This is a genomic window from Leucobacter celer subsp. astrifaciens (assembly GCF_001273835.1).
In the GTDB taxonomy this organism is placed as follows: Bacteria; Actinomycetota; Actinomycetes; order Actinomycetales; family Microbacteriaceae; genus Leucobacter; species Leucobacter celer.
The window spans coordinates 79,883-99,442 of record NZ_JHEI01000141.1 but is presented as its reverse complement, the minus strand read 5'-3'; the positions used below and the strand labels follow the sequence as shown (position 1 = coordinate 99,442).

Below are 19,560 nucleotides of genomic sequence, written 5' to 3'. Positions count from 1 at the left end.
GCGCGATCTGGGCGCCGGTTGCGCGGAGCGCGGCAGGCCGCCGATGGAGCGCGGCAGGCCGCCGATTGAGCGAAGCGCAGCGGAGTCGAAATCAAGGCCTGCAGGTTTCGACTCCGCTCGTTCCTCGCTCCGCTCAACCGGCGAGCGCCCTCCGGCCGCTCGCGCAGTCCCACCCCATCATCCTGCGTGCGCGAAATGCTCAGGCCGAACGCCCCAGCGTTGTGCGCATTTCGCGGTGGCGCCACTGCGCCGGTGCGAGTCGCAGGATCTCCCCGCTGGATTCTGCGACTGCGCGCAGAATGACGGAGGGGTCAGTCGTTCATGATCGAGTCGGGCTGAATAGCTGCGATACGGACGTTCCCCGTCGCGCCTGTGGGCGCTCCGGGGAACGCGCAAAAATTGATATCCGATTCAATCATTCATGATCGAGTCGGGCTGGATATCAATTTTTGCGCCCGTCAGCTTCGCGGCGAGGCGGGCGTTCTGCCCCTCCTTGCCGATGGCGAGCGAGAGCTGGAAGTCGGGCACCAGCGCGCGCACCTGCTTGAGCGACTCGTTGATCATGAACACGTCGGTCACCTTGGCGGGTGACAGCGCGTTGGCCACGAAGCTCGGCAGCTCGGGCGAGTAGTCGACGATATCGATCTTCTCCTCGCCGAGCTCGCTCATCACGGCCCGCACACGGCTGCCCATCTCGCCGATGCAGGTGCCCTTGGCGTTGATCCCGCTCTGCTTCGCGCGCACGGCCACCTTGGTGCGGTGACCGGCCTCGCGGGCGAGCGACACGATCTCGACGAGACCCTCGGCGAGCTCCGGCACCTCCCGCTCGAACAGCTTGCGCACGAGGCCCGGGTGGGTGCGGGACACCACGACCTGCGGCCCCTTGGTGCCCTTGGAGACGCTGGTCACGTACACGCGCATGCGCGTGCCGTGCGGGTACTGCTCACCGGGCACCTGCTCCTCGGGGGGCAGGATCGCCTCCAGCTCGCCGAGATCGATGTGCACCATGCGCGGGTTGGGTCCCTGCTGCACGACGCCGGAGAGGATCTGCCCCTCCTTGTCCTTGAACGCGCCGAGCACCGCGTCATCGGTCAGGTCGCGCATGCGCTGGCTGATGACCTGCTTCGCGGCGCTCGATGCGACGCGGCCGAATTCGTCGGTGGTGACGTAGGCCTCGCCGATGACCGAGCCCTCATCGTCGACCTCGGGCACGAGCACCGAGATATCGCCGGTCTTGCGGTCGAGCGTCACGCGCACCTGATCCTCGCGGGGCACGGAGAAGCCCTGGTTCTCGGCGTGACGCAGATAGGCCGATCGGATGGCCTGCTCGATGATCTCGGCGAGCTCTTCGAAGGGGATCTCCTTCTCGCGCTCGAGTCCCCGTAGCATGGCAAGATCGATTTTCACGATGGCCTCCTAAATACGTATTGAGATGTCTATTCAAATGTCGCCGCGGGCTCGTCGGCCGCGCGGCAGATCTCCCAGAATACCCCACTCGCCTACAACCGCTCGGGGAGCGCGACATGCACCGGCGTCACGCGCCCGCCCTCCACGGCGAAGCCGCGCCCGGGCGGGAAGTCTGCGCGCTTGACCCGGCCGAATGATTCGCGGAACGGCGTTTGGCTCTCGCCGTCGTCCGGCTGCAGGGCAAGCCCCCATCGGGGCTGCCTGAGCGCGTTGAAGAGATCCCAGACCCCGCCGGCGGTGCCCTGCTCGAACTCGAAGAGCACGAGGACGTCCGCCCTCCGGGCGGCCTTCGCCAGCGCGACGAGCGCGGGCAGCGCGCTCGTTCCCTCCGCGTCCGCCGGGCGCTCCACGACGATGACCCCGCGTGCGCCTCCGCGCGGGAAGATCATCGGTTCAGGCTTCTCCGTGGTTCCGTCGATCGAGCCGGCTGCCGGCTCTCCGCGTCTGCCGCCGATCACGCCGCCCAGCAGCCCGCCCGCGGGAGCAACCGGTCTGCCCCCGAGCGCGACGACCAGATCCTGCGCGAGGTCTCGCACCTCTTCGTCACCGTGGGCGATGCGATCCCAGCCATCGGATGACCTGAGCCCTTCGCCGGTCAGCGTGAGCAGCACCGCCTCGACGCTCTCGCCGTGTCCGGCGGCCCAGCGTCTGACGGCATCGACACAGCTGCGTATCGCGGTGGACTGACCCGATCCGGCCGGTCCCGACACCACCCCGAGCCCGCTCGTCTGCATCGTGATCGGGAAGAACGTGCGGGTATCGATCCCGTACACGGGTCGTCCCCCGGATTCCCGCGGAAGCTCGCCCAGAGGCAGCTTCTCGGGGGCGTTGCGCACCGCGACCGCCTGCTGCACGTCTTTCTCGCGCAGTACGACGGCGAGACGTTCGAGTTCCTGCGCCTGCCCGGCGAGTTCCTGCCTCCCTCCGAGCAGGGCGAACTGGATCTCGTCGGGCTCACCGGCCAGGAGCGCTCTCCCCGGCGGAGCCTCCTCGAGGGCATCGGCTCTGACCCCCAGGTGGCCGTAGTCGTGCGGACTCGCGAGCCGGAGCACGTACTGCTGCTGCAGGTGCGAGGCCATGACCGCGGGGATCGCGGCCGGCCGATCCGCGGTCAGGATGACATGCACGCCGACGGACCGGCCCGTCATCATGATCTCGCTCAGCATCTGGAACGGGGATCCCGGACCGCCGAGCGTCTCCGTCGCCTGCCGGAATGCGCCGAATCCGTCGATCATGAGCACCACGCGCGGTTCCTGCTCGCCGCCCGGCGTCCGGCGATAGGCCGCGAGCCCTCCCGCCCGCGTGGCGGCATAACGAGGGCCGCGCTCCGTGATCAGTTCGAGCATCCGCCGCAGGACCCGCTCCACGAGTTCGATGTCCGAAAGCGGCGCGACCGCTCCGACGGTCGGCAGCGGGGTGAGCACGTCGAGCGCACCGCCCGCCGCGTCGATGACGTACAGGTGGACCGGCTGCTGCTGCGCCCGCGCGCTGAGCGATGCCGCGAGCGCGATCAGCGCGCTCGTCTTGCCCGTGCCGCCGACGCCGACGAACGAGATGCTCCCGGCCTCTTCGAGGTCGATGCGCACCGGGCGCTGCGTCTGCGCTGCGGGGTCGTCTCGCAATCCGATCATGGCTGAACCGTCGGGGTCTGCCGCCGCGCTGCTCGCTTCCGACAGTTCGGCGGCGTCCGTCAACGCCTGCAGATCGAGGATCTCGGGCAGCGCATCGAGCCAGGGCCGCCTCGGGGTCGCAAGCCCCACGGTTCGCGCGGCCTCGATGATCGCGTCTCGCAGTCGTTCGATGTCCCGCTGCGGCCTCGCTCGTTCGCCGCGCGGCGGCCGAGACTCCGGAGGGATGTCCCACGGCGCTCCCTCGGTGAAACCCAGCGAGCGCACCTCGACCCGGGATTCAAGACCGACAGCCGATGCCCGGCCGCCCAGATACCCGGTCTGGAAGTGGCTGATCCTGCCGGGGCCGACCTTGATCGCCCCGCGTCCCGGGGTCTCGGCATCGAAGAAGGCGGCGTCTGCGACGCCGATGACGTCGCTGCTGTCGGCCTCGTCCGCCATCCGCAGGGCCACCCGCAGATTCGTGTTGGCGCGGAGATTGTCCTTGATGACACCCGCCGGGCGCTGCGTCGCCATGATGAGATGAAGCCCGAGCGAACGGCCGCGCTGGGCCACGTCGATCACGCCGTCGACGAACTCGGGGACCTCGCCCGCGAGCGCTGCGAACTCGTCGATCACGATCACGAGCACGGGAGGCGCTGCCGGATCGGAGCGCCGCTCCATGGTGATGAGGTCCTTCGCACCGTGCGCGGCGAGCAGTTCCTCGCGATAGTGCAGTTCGGCGCGCAGGGAGGTCAGGGCACGACGCACCAGGTGGGGGCTCAGGTCGGTGACGAGGCCGACCGTGTGCGGCAGATCGACGCACTCCGCGAAGGCAGCCCCGCCTTTGTAGTCGACCAGCAAGAATGTCAGACGATCCGGACTCACCCGCGCGGCCATGCTCATGATCCAGGTCTGCAGGAACTCGGACTTGCCGGCGCCCGTCGTCCCTCCCACGAGCGCGTGCGGCCCGTGGGTGCGCAGATCGATGGCGGCCGGCCCCTCCGGCCCCTGCCCCACGACCGCGGCGAGCGCGATCTGTTCTCTCTCGACGCCCGGCCGCCACTGCGAGGTGAGCGTTCCGGAGTGCGCCCACGCCTGCACGATGGGCTGCGCGCCGCCGAGCAGATCCGTGGCGTGCAGGTCGCGCAGGTGCACCGATCTGGGCAGGTCGCTCTCGTCGAGCACTCTCGCGCCCGTGTCTTCGACCGGGGCGAGCCGACGGGCGAGTTCGAGCGCGCGGGGAGCCTCGACGAACTCGAGGCGCTGCAGAGGAACGGTGGTCCCCGTGCGCACGAAGCCGACCAGCCCCTCCGCCCGTCCGAGTTCGACGAAGGTGCGGCAGGCCGCGGGCAGGCGGCCGCCGTCGCGGGCGACCCAGATGAGGTGGATCCCCACGTCGGGGCCGGCCTCGGCGATCGCGATGAGCCTGGATCGATCGACCAGTCCGTCGTCCAGCACCAGCACCAGCACAGCAGGAGTGACCGGAAGTCGGCCCACGGCTTCGCCCTGCTCGTCGTCGTTTCGCGTGTCCATGTCGAGGTGGGAGCGTACGGTTCTCCGAACGCCGGAGCACGCCTGCCTCGCGTCCACCACCCCCTCCAGCGCGATGAGCAGGCGCGTCGAGCTCGCGGTATCGTCGACGAGCTGCCCGACCGGGAGCGGGCTGGTCACCGCGTCGACGTGGGGCAGCCATTTCAGCCAGCTCCACTCCTCCACGTGGCCCGGCCCGGCGAAGCATGCGAGTGCGAGCTCTGCCGGCGAGTGGAGACCGACGAGCTGCAGCACCAGCGAGCGGGCGAGTCCGTCAGCCCAGAGGGAGTCTCCCGCGACCCCGATCGAACCGCAGCGGTCGAGTCGTTCGAGCACGGGGACCGGCGCGACCTCGCGGAACTCCCGCTCGATCCCGCGCAGCACCTCCCACTGCTCGCGCTCGGTCTCACCGCGCGGGGGAAGGCTCACTTCGGTTCGGCTGGGGAGCGTGCCGTCGCCGAATCTCACCTCGAGGAACGAGCGGTGCTCGGGTCTGCGCGCCCACAGCAGACTCCCGCGTCCAGTGATCGCCGCAGTGATCTCGGGGAGCGTGGGCGTTTCGGCGGCGCGCACCTCGATCTCTCGTTCACGGAGTTCCAGGAGTTCCGCACGCTCGACGCGCATGCGCTCCTCGAACCGTCTGAGCTCGCGCTTCAGCTTGCGCGCCCCTCCGGTTCTGGCGTCGAGCCACGACCCGATCATCATGAGCGGGGAGAAGGCGACCATCATCAGGCTCATGGGCGATTGCGTCACGGCGTACATGGCGCCGCCCATCAGCATGGGCGCGAGCATCGCGAGCAGGGGGATCCGGCTGGGTGCGGGAGGAGCCGGAGGCGCCGGCAGTTCCCGCTCGGCTGAGGGGAAACGCGGGGCGACTCGCGGGGCCCGCGTGTGCATGACGCTGTGGGAGAGTTCGGGGAGCGTCGCGGGAGGCGGGCCCGGCGTGATGCGGAGCGACACCTCGCCGAGGGTCGCCGTGCAGACGCCGCCGACCCGCTGCTCGGTCACGACCGCGCCGTCGACGAGAACGCCGTTCGCGGAGCAGAGGTCCCGGATGACGAACTCTGCGCCGATGTCGATGGTCGCGTGGCGCCGCGACACGCTGCTGTCGTTCAGGTGGACCCGGCAGCCCCGGTCGCGCCCGATGAGATTCTCGCCCGCAGTCAGGCTGAAGAGGGCACCCGCGTGCCGGCCCGACAGCACCTCGACGTAGCCCGCGGCCTCGATCAGGCGCTCGGCGTCGCCGTGCGGCCCGAATTCGAGCACGGGGTCGATGATCCAACCCGACTGCAGCCCCGAGCAGCCGATGGGTGCGCCCGGGTCCAGCAGCACCGGAGCCGCCTCGATCCTGGGGCGGCCCCGGAGGGTGACGGGTGCGAGACGGTTCAGCGCGATCTCGGCGAGCTGAGGATCACGACCGGCACCGGCCCGGATCAATGAGCGCGCCGTATCGGCCACCGTGGCGGTCACGTCGCACGACAGCGTGATGTCGTGCCGGGCCCCCTGCGGCAGTTCGAGGGTCACCCGGAGCTTCATGTCGTCTGCTCGTGAGCGCTGGACATGTTCTCGATTCCTTCCCCGGGGCCGAGGAGCGCTTACCCGTCGCTCGAACCGCGGCGCTCGAGTTCCCGCTCGAACTCACTCGGTTCATCGTCGACGTAGCTCCGCCAGTTCGTGACGGTGTTGTTCACCGAGCACGCGGACGCGACCTCTAAGGACATCCCCTCTTCGGACGCTTGGAACGCCAGCTCTGCCCCGTCTTCACGATCGGCACGGAAATACGGATCACCCTCCGGCGCATACGACCGGATATCCGTCACCGTCCATCCCTCGGCCTCCCAGAACGCACGCACCTTCTCCGCCGCCGCCAGGGGATCCTCAATTCCATCCTTGAATCTAATGGACTCATCGAGCCGACCTCCCAGGCCGCACCTACGCGGAAACCACGATCCCAAGACCATGTCGCGGTCTTCTGCGCTCTCCGACCAAGACACCTTCGTTGCACTCCCCCAGTACCAGCCCTCGGAAACACCGCTCGCGTCGACCCCAGCGTCGAATTGTTCACCCACCCATTTCCGCTGCTCGTCCAAGGTCGCGTTCGTGGTTTTGTTCCCGGTCTCTCCCGACACGATCGGCACCTCCCGTAGACAACCCGACACGGCCACGACCGCGGCGAGCGCGACGAGCACCGCGACCAGGCGTTTCAGCTTCCATTCGTTCATCATCTGTCCTCACTTCTCGTCCGGATCGGCGCCACGGTTCCGCCGCGGCCCGTGACGAGGTCGCTGCACTCCGCCTCGGTCCGAACGAACGAACGCTCCAGATCCTGGTCGATCCGACCGGTGGTGATCTGCGCGACGCTGTCCAGCGACTGCGTTCTGGGGTCGAGGTACCCGTGCCCCTCGGAGGCCGACATCCCGATCATTCCGGGCTTCTCTCCCGAGCCGATCGTGGAGTGGCCGTCCGTGCGCTTCAGGTTCTGCACCGGGTCTCCCTCCGAGGAGAACGACAGGCCTCCCTCGTACACCGGGCTGAATCTGTGCGCCCCGAAGGGTGCGACCGCATCCGGGTTCGGCTGCCCGCGTCCCGCCGCGCCCGCGCCGAACGGCGCCAGCTGATCCGCCGAGGCATGCGTCGTGTAGATCGCCTTCTGCCCGGGAGCGAGTTCCTTGACGTGCAGCACGCCGTAGTCGGGAACCTTCTCGGTGTCGAGCCCCGCGGACCCCAGCATGGTGAGCGAGTCGACCGCGTGCTTCACCTCCGTCAGCGCGATCGTCGCCACCGTCGTGCCGTACGAGTGCGCTAGCACGTTCACCGACGGCACCCCGTTCCTGCCCGCGCCTCGCGCCGCGTGCGCCCCGTCGAGCTCCGCGGCGAATCTGACCGACCCGGTGCCAGCGGACGTCGAGTTCAGCACGCCGAAGTCGCCCGACACGGGGTGGTCAGGCGTGTCGTATCCCAGCCACGCCAGCACCGCGGTCGAGCCCGAGAACCCCGACACGTCGTTCTGCGCCCCGTAGAGATTCCGGCTCGCCTCGTCCCAGCCCTCCAGCGCGAGGTGCGCGTCGCTGTTCATGCCCGGCACCTGCCACGTCGTGTGCGTCGCCGTGTCCAGATCGCCGTAGCCGACCGCGGTCCTGGGCACCTCGCCGGTCATGTCCAGCGCGACGATCTGGATGGGTGGATCCGCGACTTTCTGACGCTCCTCGAGCTCGAGTACGTCCCTGATGTCGGCCATCAGCTGCAGCTGCTCGGGCGATAGCGCCTGCGGATACCGCTGATAGAACTCCACCGTCTTCCGGTTTGCCGCATCACGCACCTCGAACGGCAGGCCGGGGAGGTTGCCGACGACCCACGGAACCTCATCGATGAGGCGCTGCTGATCCTCGCGGGAGAGCCTTTCCCAGCGCTGCGCCACCGCTTCGGGAGGCAGCGGAGCTTCCCAGATATGCTCACCCGCTTCGGAACCGAGCAGCTGCAGCAGCAGCGGGTGCGACTTCGCGATCTCCGGCGCGTCCTCGCTCGCGCCCCACAGCTCCCCCGAGATCGAACTCGCGATCGTGAACCTGCGCGAGGCGGGGTCGGCCCCGCTGACGCTGATGAGCTGCCCGATCGTGGTGTCGCCCAGCGCCTTGGACAGGCGCTCCTCCGCGCTCCGGCGATCCTCGATCAGATTCGCCCATTTCGTCTTCGCGCTGGCGACATCCTCGATCGCGTGCTGCCAGAGCGAGGCCGCGAGCGCCCACTGCCACTCGTACATGCCTCGCAGGTGGTGCACCGCGAGTTCCCGCTCATCCGCACCGAGGTCTCGAGCCTGGTCCCCCAGCTGTGGCTCCGGCAGCGTCCCCGGAGCCCCCGCGTGCCAGGCGTAGGGGGCGGCTACCCCGATCAGCGAAGCGATGTCCTCGATCTGAGTGGCCTGGGTGCGGATCGTGCGCAGAGCGTCGGTCATGTCCCGCACCACGGCGCCCGCCTCGGTGTGGATTCGATCCACTTCCGAGGCATACGAGTCGAACGCTCCCTTCGCGTCACGCGCAGAGCGGTACACCGCATCGGCGCCCGGCAGCAGACGATCGCCCAGCCGCGTGCTGATCCTCGCCACTCCCGCGCTCTTCGCGGCCCCGAGGGCGGTCTGCGCGTTCTGCACCTCGACCGCGTACCGCAGGGCGTCGGTCACGACATCCTGCACGAACGCGCCGACCGCGTCGATCTCACTCACCGTTCCGAGCACCGGAGTACCCTCGAGCAGCGCGGCGCCATCGCCGGGCACGTAGATCGTCATCGTCTGCTCCCCTCCACCGCGAAGCCCGCATACAGAGCGTTCGCCATGCGCGCATCCAGTGCGGAACTGTCGCGCATCACGCCGGCAACCTCGCCGGCCGCAGTCTTCGCCGCGTCGGCGAGCGCCAACCGCCCCGTCTGCAGCCCCGTCAGGAATCTGCGCACCTCACCACCGATCCCGGTCATGCTCTCGAGATCCGCACGGGGAATCGTCCGGTTGCCCTCCACCATCACCCCGGCCGCCAGCGCCAGAAAAGTACCGGCGGATTCGAGCACGTCGTCTCTGATGTTCAACTGCTCGGACACATCGGTTCCCTTCTGCGGGTACGGCAGAGGCCGTCGACGACCGGAGGCGCACAGCAGCTGAGCACTGCTTCTGGGCACCGCACTCCTCGTCGTGTCGAGGCGTCGACCGCGCACACCCGGCACGACTGCGAATCGGCCGAGCCGCGACCCCGCTCGAGCACCGGCGTGCGAGGGTCGCCCATCCATCGTCAGTTGATCTTCGAGGCGATCTGCGCGTCCAGCTCACGCATGGCCGTCGCGGTCTGCGTCAGGAAGCTCTGGATCTCCGTGAGCTTGTCGATCACCGTGTTCGCGCTCGTCGTGTACTCGGTGTAGGCCGTATTGAACTTGCCCGACGCCTGGTCGGTCACGAAACCGGAGGCGACCAGGTTGCCGATCTGCGTCTGCAGCACCTGCAGCTTCTGGGTGATCTCGTCGCGGCCGGCTCCGAGCTGGGTGGCGGACTGCTCGATCTCGGCATAGGAAACAGTGATGTTCGCCATGAGGGCTCCTTCTGTATTCGGCGCGAAAGCCCCCACTCTCACATGTATTCGATGTACCGACTCCCTGCGGTCCAATCAAACTAACAGGCTGACGCACGAACTGGGAAGCGGCAACCACAAACTGTGGATAACTCCCGCACACCCCTTGCTGTGAGGGGAACGCGAGCATTCCGGCACGCCCAACCCGCCCCGCACATCCATCGCCATCGTCGCGCACGCAGAAGGCCGGGTCGGGAGAGATCCCGACCCGGCCTTCTCGCAGCGGGCGCAACGCCCCGACCCGCAGGCGGCTACGCCTCGAACAGCGCGTGCACCTCCGAGATGGACACGCGATCCTTCGTGCCGGCGGCGCGATCCCACACCTCGGCGAAGCCCTCGGCGGCATCGCGGCCGACCACGACCACGCGCGGCACACCGAGCAGCTCTGCGTCGCCGAACTTCACACCGGGAGACACCTTGGGGCGGTCGTCGAACAGCACCTCGACCCCGGCCTGCGACAGCTCGGCGGCGAGCGCCTCGGCCTTCTCGAACACCACGGGATCCTTGCCGGTGGCCACCAGGTGCACGTCGTACGGCGCGATCGCGCGCGGCCAGATCAGCCCGCGCTCATCGTGGTTGAGATCGGCGAGCGCCGCCATGATGCGGGTCACGCCGATGCCGTACGATCCCATCGTCACGGTGACGAGCTTGCCGTTCTCGTCGAGCACCTTCAGCCCCAGGGCGTCGGCGTACTTGCGGCCGAGCTGGAACACGTGTCCGATCTCCATGCCGCGGGCGAGCGACACCGGCCCGGACCCGTCGGGAGCCGGATCCCCGGCACGAACGGTCGCTACGTCGGCGACGCCGTCGGCGGTGAAATCCCGCCCCGCCACCAGGTAGGCGACGTGCTTCTCGTGCTCGTTGGCCCCGGTCACCCACGAGGTGCCGTCGACCACGCGCGGATCGAGCAGATAGCGGATCCCCGTCGAGCCGTCGAGCCCCAGCACGGCGGAGCCGTTCAGCACCGGGCCGATGTAGCCCTTCACCAGTCCCGGATGCTTCTTGAAGTCCTCGTCGGTGGCGGGCTCGACCTCGCAGTTCGGGAAGGCCACCTCGACGCGCTTCATGTCGGCGTCCCGGTCGCCGGGGATGCCGACGACGACGATCTCGCGCTCGCCCTCGAGCGAGGTCACCGCGAGCACCACGTTCTTGAGAGTGTCGGCGGCCGTCCATTCCCGACCGTCGGCGCGGGGCAGCACCGCATTCGTGTGCGACACGAGCGTCTCGATGGTGGGAGTCTCGGGAGAGTCGAACACGATCGCCGAGGCCTGACCCTCGATCGGCAGCGCCTCGGGCACCGGCGCCTCGTAGGCCTCGACGTTCGCCGCGTACCCGCCCGCCGAGCGCACGAAGGTGTCCTCGCCGATCTCGATCGGCAGCAGGAACTCCTCGCTGCGCGAGCCGCCCATCGCACCGGCGTCGGCAGACACGATCACGTACTCGATGCCCAGGCGCGTGAAGATGCGCTCGTAGGCGTCGCGCTGCTTCTGGTACGAGGCATCGAGGCCCTCGTCGCTCACGTCGAAGGAGTAGGCGTCCTTCATCGTGAACTCGCGGCCGCGCAGCAGGCCCGCGCGGGGCCGCGCCTCGTCACGGTACTTGTCCTGGATCTGGTAGAGCGACAGCGGCAGATCCTTGTACGAGGAGACGATGTCCTTCACCATGAGGGTGAAGACCTCCTCGTGCGTCGGCGCGAGCAGGTAGTCGGCGCCGTGGCGATCCTTCAGTCGGAACAGCGCGTCGCCGTACTCCTCCCAGCGGCCGGTCGCCTCGTACGGCTCGCGCGGCAGCAGCGCGGGGAAGTGCACCTCGTGCGCACCCGCCGCGGCCATCTCCTCGCGGATGATCCGCTCGATCTTCTCCTTGACGCGCAGGCCGAGCGGCATCCATCCGAACACACCCGGCGCCTGGCGGCGGATGTATCCCGCGCGCACGAGCAGCTTGTGGCTGGCCACCTCGGCGTCGGCGGGATCCTCACGAAGGGTCTTCAGGAAATAGTTGCTGAGGCGAGTGATCACCCCACTATCGTAGCCCCGCTCCGGGCCTGCCACCCTCGGGCCCCGCCCCTCGACGCTGCTTCCCGCCGCTCATGCAGGAGATCGGCCGCCGAACGGACGGAGATCGCGATTCGCTCCTGCACGAGCGGCGATCTCCTGCACGAGCGGCGGAGAGGGGTGAGCCGACCGCACCGCCGCCCTAGGCTGGGGGCGTGAGCGGAATGCGACAGCTGCGGTGGCTGCGGTGGGCGGCACCCGTGCTGGTGCTCGGGATCGCTGCGGTGCTGCGCTTCTGGGCGCTCTCCCGCCCCGACACGCTGGTGTTCGATGAGCTCTACTACGTGCGCGACGCCATCAGTCAGCTCGCCCACGGCTTCCCGACGGTCTGGCCCGACGACGATCCGGACCTGAGCGGGGCCCGGGCCACCGGCTTCACCGGTGCCGCGTCGAACGCGGTGCACCCGCCGCTCGGCAAGTGGCTGATCGGGCTCGGGGTGCTGCTGTTCGGGCCGGAGACCGGCTGGGGATGGCGCAGCGCCGTCGCCGCGGCCGGCGTCGCGACGGTGGCCGTGGTGATGCGCCTCGGCTGGCTGCTCTCGCGCAGCCTGGTCATCGCCTGGACGGCGGGGCTGCTGCTGGCGATCGACGGAGTGCACGTGGTGCTGACCCGGGTCGGACTGCTCGACGGCTTTCTGACCCTGTTCGTGGCACTGGGTGCGCTGTTCGCGTGGCGGGATCAGGAGGGGATGCGAGCCGCGATGGCCGGTGCGAACGGCGCACGGCTGCCGATCATCTGGCGCCGGCCGTGGCTGCTGGCTGCGGGGGCGGCCTTCGGGGCGGCCGCGGCGGTCAAGTGGTCGGGGCTGTATCCGCTCGCGTTCTTCCTCGTGTACGTGACGGTGCGGGATCTGCTGGCCCGGATGCGGGCGGCGCGGGCTCAGGCGCAGACGGGCGCTGGACACAGCGCGCGTCGGTCGGCGACGGCGCGAACCGCGCTGCAGGCGCTCGTCACCGCCGCGATCGCCTTGCCCGCGACGGCGGCGGTGTACCTGGCGAGCTGGGCCGGCTGGATCCTGCGGCCGGGCGGCTGGGGGCGCACCTCCGGCGTTCCCTGGCCGGTCGAGCTCGCGCAGTACCACGCCGAAATGCTGGGCTGGCACAGCACGCTGAGCGCTCCGCACCCCTACCAGTCGCACCCACTGTCGTGGCCGCTCGCGCTGATCCCGACCGCGATGTACGAGGCGCACTGGAGCGACGGGTGCCCGTGGGCGGAGTGCGTCTCGGCGATATCACCGCTGCCGAACCCGTTGGTGACCTGGGGCGGAGCAGCCGCGCTGGTGGTGCTCGCGGTGCTCGTGGTGCTCCGGCTGTGGAGCGGACGGGGCTGGATCCGTCCCGCGGGATCGCCGCCTCCGGCGCCCGATCCGCTCGCCGTGGCGGGCGCCTTCGTGATCACCGGCTATCTCTCGGGGTGGCTGCCGTGGGTGCTCACGTTCTCGCGCTCGGCCGTGTTCCAGTTCTACGCCGTCGTGCTCGCACCGTTCTCGGCGCTCGCCCTCGCGCTGCTGCTCGGCATGCTGTGCGGGATCCCGATCCGCTCGCGCTGGGGAGCCGTGGGCGGTGTGCATCTCGCGGCGGGCCCGGAGGAGATCCGCGGTCGCAGGATCGCGGTCGCGCTGTTCATCGCGGCCGCGGCGGCACTCGCGGTGCTGTTCTTCCCGGTGTGGTCGGGGATGCCGGTGGCGGAGTGGTTCTGGCGCGCGCACCTGTGGCTGCCCGGTTGGAACTGAGGAACCGAGGAACCGAGGAACCGAGGAACTGAGGAACCGAGGAACCGAGGAACCGAGGAACTGAGGAACCGAGGATCTGAGGATCTGAGGATCAGAGGATCAGAGGATCAGAGCAGCCGGCGCTGCAGCGCCCAGGCGGTGAGTTCGTGGCGGTTGGAGAGCTGCAGCTTGCGCAGCACGTTCGAGACGTGGGTCTCGACGGTCTTGACCGAGAGGAAGAGCTCGGCCGCGACCTCCTTGTAGGCGTAGCCCCGAGCGATCATGCGCATCACCTCCTGCTCCCGCGCCGAGAGGCGGTCGAGCTCGTCATCCGCAGCGGCGGTCTCCCCCACGCCCGTGCCGAAGGCGTCGAGCACGAAACCGGCGAGACGGGGAGAGAAGACGGCGTCGCCGCCGCGCACGCGCACGGCCGCTGCGGTGACCTCCGCGCCGGATGCGGTCTTGGTGAGGTAGCCGCGGGCGCCGGCGCGGATCACGCTGACCACGTCGTCGGCCGCGTCCGAAACGCTGAGAGCGAGAAACCTCGTACCGCGAACCGCGGCGACTGCGGCCAGCCGCTGCAGCACCTCGGCACCCCCGCCGCCCGAGCCGCCCGGCAGGTGGACATCGAGCAGCACCACGTCGGGCACCGTGGCCGCGATGCACTCGATCGCCTCGTCGACGCTGGCGGCCTCCCCCACCACCTCGAGTTCACAGCCCAGTTCGGCCCGCAGACCCGTGCGGAAGATCTGGTGGTCGTCGACGATCACCACCCGGATCGGGGCTTCGTCGGCAGTTCCACGGTCCATCATTCCTCCTCCACACCCGCCCCGCCCGCGCGGGGAATCGACAGACGCACCGACGTGCCGGATCCGCCGGGGCCCGGCACGATGGCCGCCGTTCCGCCGGCGCGATCCATGCGGCCGAGGATCGACTCCCGCACGCCCATCCGCCCCTCAGGCAGGGCGTCGGGGTCGAGCCCCGGACCCCGGTCCGTCACATCGATCGCGATCCGGTCCTGCGTCGCCTCGAGAAACACGGTCACCTCTCCGCCCGCGTGCCGGGCCGCGTTGAGCATGGCCTCGCGCGCCGCCGCGACGATGGCGTCGGGCGCGAGCAGCCCGGCTCCGACGCCCACCGCCACGATCTCGAAGCGCACGGCGTGCTCGGTTTCGAGGGCCTGCGCGTGCGCCCGCAGCTCGGCGTCGACCGCCTCCCGGGGAACTGCCGCCCCGCCGTCCGCCCCGCGGAAGAGCCACTCGCGCAGTTCCCGCTCCTGACCCCTGGCGATCCTCGCGATCTCACTGCCCGGCTCCGAGCGCTGCTGGATGAGCGCGAGGGTCTGCAGCACCGAGTCGTGCAGGTGCGCCGCGATATCGGCCCGCTCCGCTTCGCGGGCCCGCGCCGCCCGCTCCGCCATGAGCTCGCGGTTGATGCGCAGCACCCACGGCGCGACGGCGAGCGCCACACCGGCGAGCACGGAGACGGCCGCAGCGATGACGGTCCACGCGCTCGGCTCGCGCGAGGTCACGAAGAACATGAGCACGCCCACTGCCACGAGCGCCAGAGCGCCGAGCACGCGGGGCAACTGGTTGCGATCAGGGCGATCGCGATCCGCGATCTGCCACCAGGTGAGGCCGACGCCGACCAGCACCGCGAGCCCGGGCAGCAGCAGCTCGAGCTCGAGGCGCACGCCGAGGCGCTCGAGCACCAGACCGGCTCCCGTGATGAGCAGGCACGCGCCGAGCAGCAGTTCGGCGATGGGCCACCGGCGGTACGCGGGCGGCGCACCGGCGTCGCGCGCGGTCCCGGGCGCCGCGTCCGCAGCTGCCTCTGCTGCCGTCGGGCGCGCAGATCCCTCCGTTCCGGCCTCGATCGTGGCGACCGGAACCGGGCGGTGGGTTCGCGATGCGCCGGAGCCGACCCCAACTCCGACCCCGGCAGGAGCAGCGGACGCCCCGCTCGCCGGCCGCGTGAGCGCGCGCCGCAGCGGCAGCACCCCCTCGGTCTCTCCGGTGCGCGGCACCGTGCCCCACAGCCAGAGGTACAGCAGAGCGCCGAATCCTCCGATCAGCGCGAGCGCGAGCACGACGATGCGAACGGGCGCCACCGGCACTCCGAGGTGCTCCGCCAGGCCGGCGCACACCCCCGCGATCACGCGGTCGTCGCGCGAGCGGGTGAGCGGGGGGCGGTCCATGCTCTCCATCCAAGCACCAACCGACGACACTCGGGGGTTTCCCGGCCGGGGTTCAGGGATCGATCAGGGTGAACCCCGATAGCGGGTGCCGGCCGACCCCGGCAGACTCGAAGCATGAATACTTCACCCGACTCCGAACGCTCCGGTCCGGGCCCCGAGGGCCCGCAGCCCGGCAGCTCCTTCTTCGGCTGGCTGCGCAGCCTCGGCATCGTGCGCGGCTCCGACCGCTGGTTCGCGGGCGTCGCCGGCGGCATCGCAGCGAAGGCCGGCATCGATCCGCTCATCGTGCGCGGCGTCTTCGTGGTGCTCGCGCTGCTCGGCGGCCCCGGTCTACTCATCTATCTCATCGGCTGGCTGCTGCTGCCCGATTCGCAGGGGCGCATCCACACGGAGGACATCTTTCGCGGGCGCGCCGAGACCTGGGTGCTGGTCACCTCGATCGTGCTCGCGTCGGTACTCATCATCCCGGCGATCTTCGGGCTCGCGCTGACCGGCGTCCCGCTGTTCGGAGCGCCGAGCTTCTGGGGCTGGGATCTCTGGGCCACGATGGGGATCCCCGAGTGGCTGACGCGCACGGTCGCGTGGCTGTTCTGGATCACGATCCTCGTGCTCGGCTTCTTCTGGCTGCGCAGCGCGGTGCTGAAGCGCGGCCGCGAGCAGGGCAGCAGGGCGGAGGCCCGGCCCGCGGAGCCGAACGGTTCCTCCTCGGAGGCCGCTCCGACCGCAGCGGTGCCCGGTCCCGCCTTCGCAGCGACCGCCGACGGCACGGTGACGGAGCCGATCGGTTCGGCGCAGGCCTCCGCTCGCAGCGCCGAGAGCGCCGAGAGCGCCGAGAGCTCAGGCGGCCCCGGTGGAGCAGGCGGACCCGAGACCGGCGACCCCGCGGCGCACGGCTCCGCCGGAGACGGATCCGGAACGGGTCCCACCGATCAGACGCCGTCCTTCGCCGACCGCACGGAGGAGTTCGCGAACCGCACCGCGCAGCAGGCCTCGGACTGGGGACAGCGCTTCGGGGAGAAGGCGAACAACTGGGGCGAGGACGTCGGGCGCCAGGCCGACGAGTGGAGCGCCCGCTACGCGGAGCACCACGACGCGCATCGCCTCGGCACCGGCCAGACGATCCTCACGCTCGCTCTCGCGCTGCTCGCGGCGGGCCTCACCGGCCTCTGGGTGCTCGGGCTCGATTCGGTGCCGGCGGTGGAGAGCGTCGCACCGGCACCCCTCATCGCGGCACTGATCGCCGCACTCGCGGTGCTCTCGCTCTCGCTGATCGTGGCCGGCGTGCGCGGGCGGTACACGGGCTGGGTCGGGTTCCTCTCCGCCTGCGGCGTGGTCGCCCTGCTCGCCACCGTGGTCCTGCCGTGGGGCATGCGCTTCCAGCCCTTCGGCAATGTGCACGTCGAGGGGCTGAGCACCCCCGGAGCAGTCGTCCTGGCAGGCAACACGGTCGTCGACCTCCGCTCGCTCGACAGTAGTCCCGGGGAGCAGGGCGACCTCGAGATCTGGCAGCTCGCGGGCAATGCGACCGTCACCCTGCCCGAATCCCGTCCGACGGCGGTGCGAGTTCACGTGCTCGCAGGCAACATCAGCGAGCAGAGCGCCGAACGCGACGGGGCCAGGATCTCGGGGCCGTTCCTGCGCAGCGATACCGGTGTCGCGCTCGAGCGCACCAACGATGCCTTCGCAGACGACTCGGTGGCACACGTGACCGTGTACCTGCTCGCCGGCAACGTGCGGATCGAGGGCTCGCAGTCCGAGACGTCGCAGCTGTCCCCCGCGGAAGAGGAGCAGCGCCGCTTCGAGGAACTGCAGCGCGCCGAGCAGGAGGACCTCTCCAACCGCGAGCGCGCCGAGCGCCTGGAGGAGGAGCTCGATCTCGTCGAGTGGCAGCTCCAGGAGCCCGGCCTGAGCTTCGGAAAGCGCCAGGGCCTCGAGGATCAGCGGGACCGCCTCCGCGAAGAACTGAACGAACTCGAACAGGAGATGGCACGATGACCACCGATTCCGCCGCGCAGGAGCCGCGGCCCCAGCAGCCCTCCGAGAGCACCCGGCCCGTTCCCGGGACGGCTGCCCAGACCCGAAGCGAGTCCGGCGGGAAGCCGCCGACCCGGACCGGGCCGCGCACCGGCCCCATCGTGTGGGGCGCTCTGATCCTCGCGTTCTGCGGTTATGCGGCGCAGCGGGCCTTCGGCACCGGCGGCATGGACACGGCCTGGTGGATCACCGCGACGGTGATCGGACTCGGTGTGCTGCTGCTCGCGGTCGGCGTCGCCGTGGCGGTGCGCAACCGCGGCTGAGGCCGGCGTGCAAGTCTGACGGAGACGCGGTGCGTCCCGGTCAGACCTGCACGCTCGGCATCTCGCGCGTCTGCGCCGAGATCCAGTGCAGCGGCACCTGGATGGCCACCCGGGTGCCGCCTCGCACATCGGGGCCCCAGGTGATGCTGCCGCCCAGCTCGCCCTCGACGAGCGTGCGCACGATCTGAGTGCCGAGCCCGTCGCCCACGGTGCCGCCGGGCAGCCCCGTGCCCGTGTCGATGACCTCGACCGCGAGCCGCTCGTCGCTGCGATCCGCCCGGATGAAGACCTCGCCTTCGCTCCCGGCGAGGCCGTGCTCCACGGCGTTCGTGACGATCTCGGTCAGCGCGAGCGCGAGCGGGGTCGCGTACTCCGACGGCAACTCGCCGAACTTGCCCTCCCTGTGAGGGTGCACCGTGGTGTTGTGCAGGCTCGCGACCTCGGCGGCCAACCCCAGCACCCGGTCGAACACCACGTCGAAGTCGACGATCTGGGAGAGCCCGCTCGAGAGCGTGTCGTGCACCACGGCGATCGCGGCGACCCGGCGCATGGCCTGGCCGAGCACCTGCTTGGCCTCCTCGCTGCGGGCGCGACGGGCCTGCACCCGCAGCAGGGAGGCCACGGTCTGCAGGTTGTTCTTGACGCGGTGGTGGATCTCGCGGATCGTCGCGTCCTTGGTGATGAGCTCCTGCGCCTGCTGTCGCAGCTCGGTGACATCGCGCGTGAGCACGATCCCCCCGACCCTCGCCCCGTCGCGCACCACGGGGATCGAACGCAGCGTCACCGTGCGGCCGCGCGCCGTGATCTCCACCCGCTTCGCCACCTTGCCCTGGGCGATCAGCGGCAGCGACTCGTTCGTATCGAACTGGCCCTGCACGATCCCGGCGATGACCTCGGCGAAGTTCTCCCCCTCGATCTCGTCCCGGTAGCCCAGCGTGGTGAAGGTGGTCTGCGTGTTGGGGCTCGCGAAGGTCGCGATGCCCTCGAGATCCACGCGCACGAGCCCGTCCGAAGCCCTCGGCGAGCCCTGCTCGCCGCCGCGCGAGCTGCTGGGCGAGGGGAAGAGCCCGTTCTGGATCATGGCGAAGAGATCGTCGGAGACCTCGCGGAAGGCCGCACCGATGCGCGAGGCCTTCTGCGTGTCGGCCACACTCGTGTGCACCGTCGCCACGGCGAACGGTCCGTGCACGTTGCCCTGCCCGTCCTGCCGGCTCACCGAATAGGCGGCGAGGCGCATGGGGTTCTCCTCGTACCACGCCGGCGAGGTGGAGGCCACGGGCTTCCCGGTCTCCATCGCCTCGTCGACGAGTTCGCGCCAATCAGGGCGCAGGAAATCGCCGATCACGTCGCGATAGAAGAGGGTGACCGATCCCGCGGGCCGGCTGTGAGCAACGGCGAGATATCCGCCGTCCTCGGTCGGCACCCAGAGCACGACATCGCTCAGCGCGAGGTCGGCCAGCAGCTGCCAGTCGAGCGCGAGCAGCTCGAGCCACTCGATTTCCTCTTCGCCGAGGGTCGAGTACTTCATCGCAAGGTTCCGCAGAGTGGCCACCGTTCAAGACTAGAGGATCCGCGTTCTACCGAG

Annotated in this window: 13 protein-coding genes; 3 read left to right on the top strand and 10 right to left on the bottom strand. The window is 70.0% G+C overall.

Annotated features, from left to right (window positions below; all coding sequences use genetic code 11):
• Positions 1 to 411 precede the first annotated feature (411 nt).
• The 7 genes from nusA to AMS65_RS13880 all read right to left on the bottom strand — a co-directional run bounded on the left by nusA (position 412) and on the right by AMS65_RS13880 (position 11,733).
• A complete protein-coding gene (nusA, locus tag AMS65_RS13910) occupies positions 412 to 1,407 on the bottom strand; it encodes a transcription termination factor NusA (protein WP_053384779.1) in 996 nt (331 codons plus the stop codon).
• Between the two features lie 92 nt (positions 1,408 to 1,499).
• Positions 1,500 to 6,143, bottom strand: a complete 4,644-nt coding sequence (locus AMS65_RS13905) for an FtsK/SpoIIIE domain-containing protein (RefSeq protein WP_053384778.1) — start codon at positions 6,141 to 6,143, stop codon at positions 1,500 to 1,502.
• Positions 6,144 to 6,202: 59 nt separating this feature from the next.
• Entirely contained in the window at positions 6,203 to 6,829 is a 627-nt protein-coding gene (locus AMS65_RS13900) for a hypothetical protein (protein ID WP_157502287.1), read from the bottom strand.
• Positions 6,829 to 8,889, bottom strand: a complete 2,061-nt coding sequence (locus AMS65_RS13895; protein ID WP_053384776.1) for an alpha/beta hydrolase — start codon at positions 8,887 to 8,889, stop codon at positions 6,829 to 6,831. Before AMS65_RS13895 ends, AMS65_RS13900 begins: the two co-directional genes overlap by 1 nt.
• Positions 8,886 to 9,194, bottom strand: coding sequence for a hypothetical protein (locus AMS65_RS13890; protein WP_053384775.1), 309 nt, complete (start codon positions 9,192 to 9,194; stop codon positions 8,886 to 8,888). Before AMS65_RS13890 ends, AMS65_RS13895 begins: the two co-directional genes overlap by 4 nt.
• A gap of 188 nt (positions 9,195 to 9,382) precedes the next feature.
• Positions 9,383 to 9,676, bottom strand: coding sequence for a WXG100 family type VII secretion target (locus tag AMS65_RS13885; protein WP_053384774.1), 294 nt, complete (start codon positions 9,674 to 9,676; stop codon positions 9,383 to 9,385).
• A gap of 290 nt (positions 9,677 to 9,966) precedes the next feature.
• Positions 9,967 to 11,733: a proline--tRNA ligase gene (locus tag AMS65_RS13880; RefSeq protein ID WP_053384773.1), complete on the bottom strand. Its 1,767-nt coding sequence runs from the start codon at positions 11,731 to 11,733 to the stop codon at positions 9,967 to 9,969.
• Between the two features lie 200 nt (positions 11,734 to 11,933).
• Between AMS65_RS13880 and AMS65_RS13875 the strand changes: the two genes are divergently transcribed.
• Positions 11,934 to 13,502 (top strand): phospholipid carrier-dependent glycosyltransferase, encoded by a 1,569-nt coding sequence (locus tag AMS65_RS13875; protein WP_053384772.1) that lies wholly within the window; start codon positions 11,934 to 11,936, stop codon positions 13,500 to 13,502.
• 107 nt (positions 13,503 to 13,609) lie between these two features.
• Here AMS65_RS13875 and AMS65_RS13870 read toward each other — a convergent pair whose 3' ends face one another.
• Complete coding sequence (locus tag AMS65_RS13870; RefSeq protein ID WP_053384771.1) at positions 13,610 to 14,290, bottom strand: LuxR C-terminal-related transcriptional regulator; 681 nt, start codon at positions 14,288 to 14,290, stop codon at positions 13,610 to 13,612.
• Positions 14,290 to 15,678 (bottom strand): ATP-binding protein, encoded by a 1,389-nt coding sequence (locus AMS65_RS13865; RefSeq protein WP_053384770.1) that lies wholly within the window; start codon positions 15,676 to 15,678, stop codon positions 14,290 to 14,292. Before AMS65_RS13865 ends, AMS65_RS13870 begins: the two co-directional genes overlap by 1 nt.
• A gap of 114 nt (positions 15,679 to 15,792) precedes the next feature.
• Between AMS65_RS13865 and AMS65_RS13860 the strand changes: the two genes are divergently transcribed.
• Together AMS65_RS13860 and AMS65_RS13855 are read left to right on the top strand one after the other, a co-directional pair.
• On the top strand, positions 15,793 to 17,673 hold the full coding sequence (locus AMS65_RS13860; protein WP_053384769.1) for a PspC domain-containing protein: 1,881 nt from the start codon (positions 15,793 to 15,795) through the stop codon (positions 17,671 to 17,673).
• Positions 17,670 to 17,975: a hypothetical protein gene (locus AMS65_RS13855; protein ID WP_053384768.1), complete on the top strand. Its 306-nt coding sequence runs from the start codon at positions 17,670 to 17,672 to the stop codon at positions 17,973 to 17,975. Before AMS65_RS13860 ends, AMS65_RS13855 begins: the two co-directional genes overlap by 4 nt.
• Before the next feature lie 40 nt (positions 17,976 to 18,015).
• Here AMS65_RS13855 and AMS65_RS13850 read toward each other — a convergent pair whose 3' ends face one another.
• Positions 18,016 to 19,527 (bottom strand): sensor histidine kinase, encoded by a 1,512-nt coding sequence (locus AMS65_RS13850; RefSeq protein ID WP_053384767.1) that lies wholly within the window; start codon positions 19,525 to 19,527, stop codon positions 18,016 to 18,018.
• Between the last annotated feature and the right edge of the window lie 33 nt (positions 19,528 to 19,560).

What these genes read in the sequence shown, in the direction of transcription:
- AMS65_RS13885 (WP_053384774.1), bottom strand. Translation starts at nt 9,676, where the DNA reads ATGGCGAACATCACTGTTTCCTATGCCGAGATCGAGCAGTCCGCCACC.
- AMS65_RS13865 (WP_053384770.1), bottom strand. Translation starts at nt 15,678, where the DNA reads ATGGACCGCCCCCCGCTCACCCGCTCGCGCGACGACCGCGTGATCGCG.
- AMS65_RS13905 (WP_053384778.1), bottom strand. Translation starts at nt 6,143, where the DNA reads ATGAAGCTCCGGGTGACCCTCGAACTGCCGCAGGGGGCCCGGCACGAC.
- AMS65_RS13860 (WP_053384769.1), top strand. Translation starts at nt 15,793, where the DNA reads ATGAATACTTCACCCGACTCCGAACGCTCCGGTCCGGGCCCCGAGGGC.
- AMS65_RS13855 (WP_053384768.1), top strand. Translation starts at nt 17,670, where the DNA reads ATGACCACCGATTCCGCCGCGCAGGAGCCGCGGCCCCAGCAGCCCTCC.
- AMS65_RS13895 (WP_053384776.1), bottom strand. Translation starts at nt 8,889, where the DNA reads ATGACGATCTACGTGCCCGGCGATGGCGCCGCGCTGCTCGAGGGTACT.
- AMS65_RS13875 (WP_053384772.1), top strand. Translation starts at nt 11,934, where the DNA reads ATGCGACAGCTGCGGTGGCTGCGGTGGGCGGCACCCGTGCTGGTGCTC.
- AMS65_RS13870 (WP_053384771.1), bottom strand. Translation starts at nt 14,290, where the DNA reads ATGGACCGTGGAACTGCCGACGAAGCCCCGATCCGGGTGGTGATCGTC.
- AMS65_RS13900 (WP_157502287.1), bottom strand. Translation starts at nt 6,829, where the DNA reads ATGAACGAATGGAAGCTGAAACGCCTGGTCGCGGTGCTCGTCGCGCTC.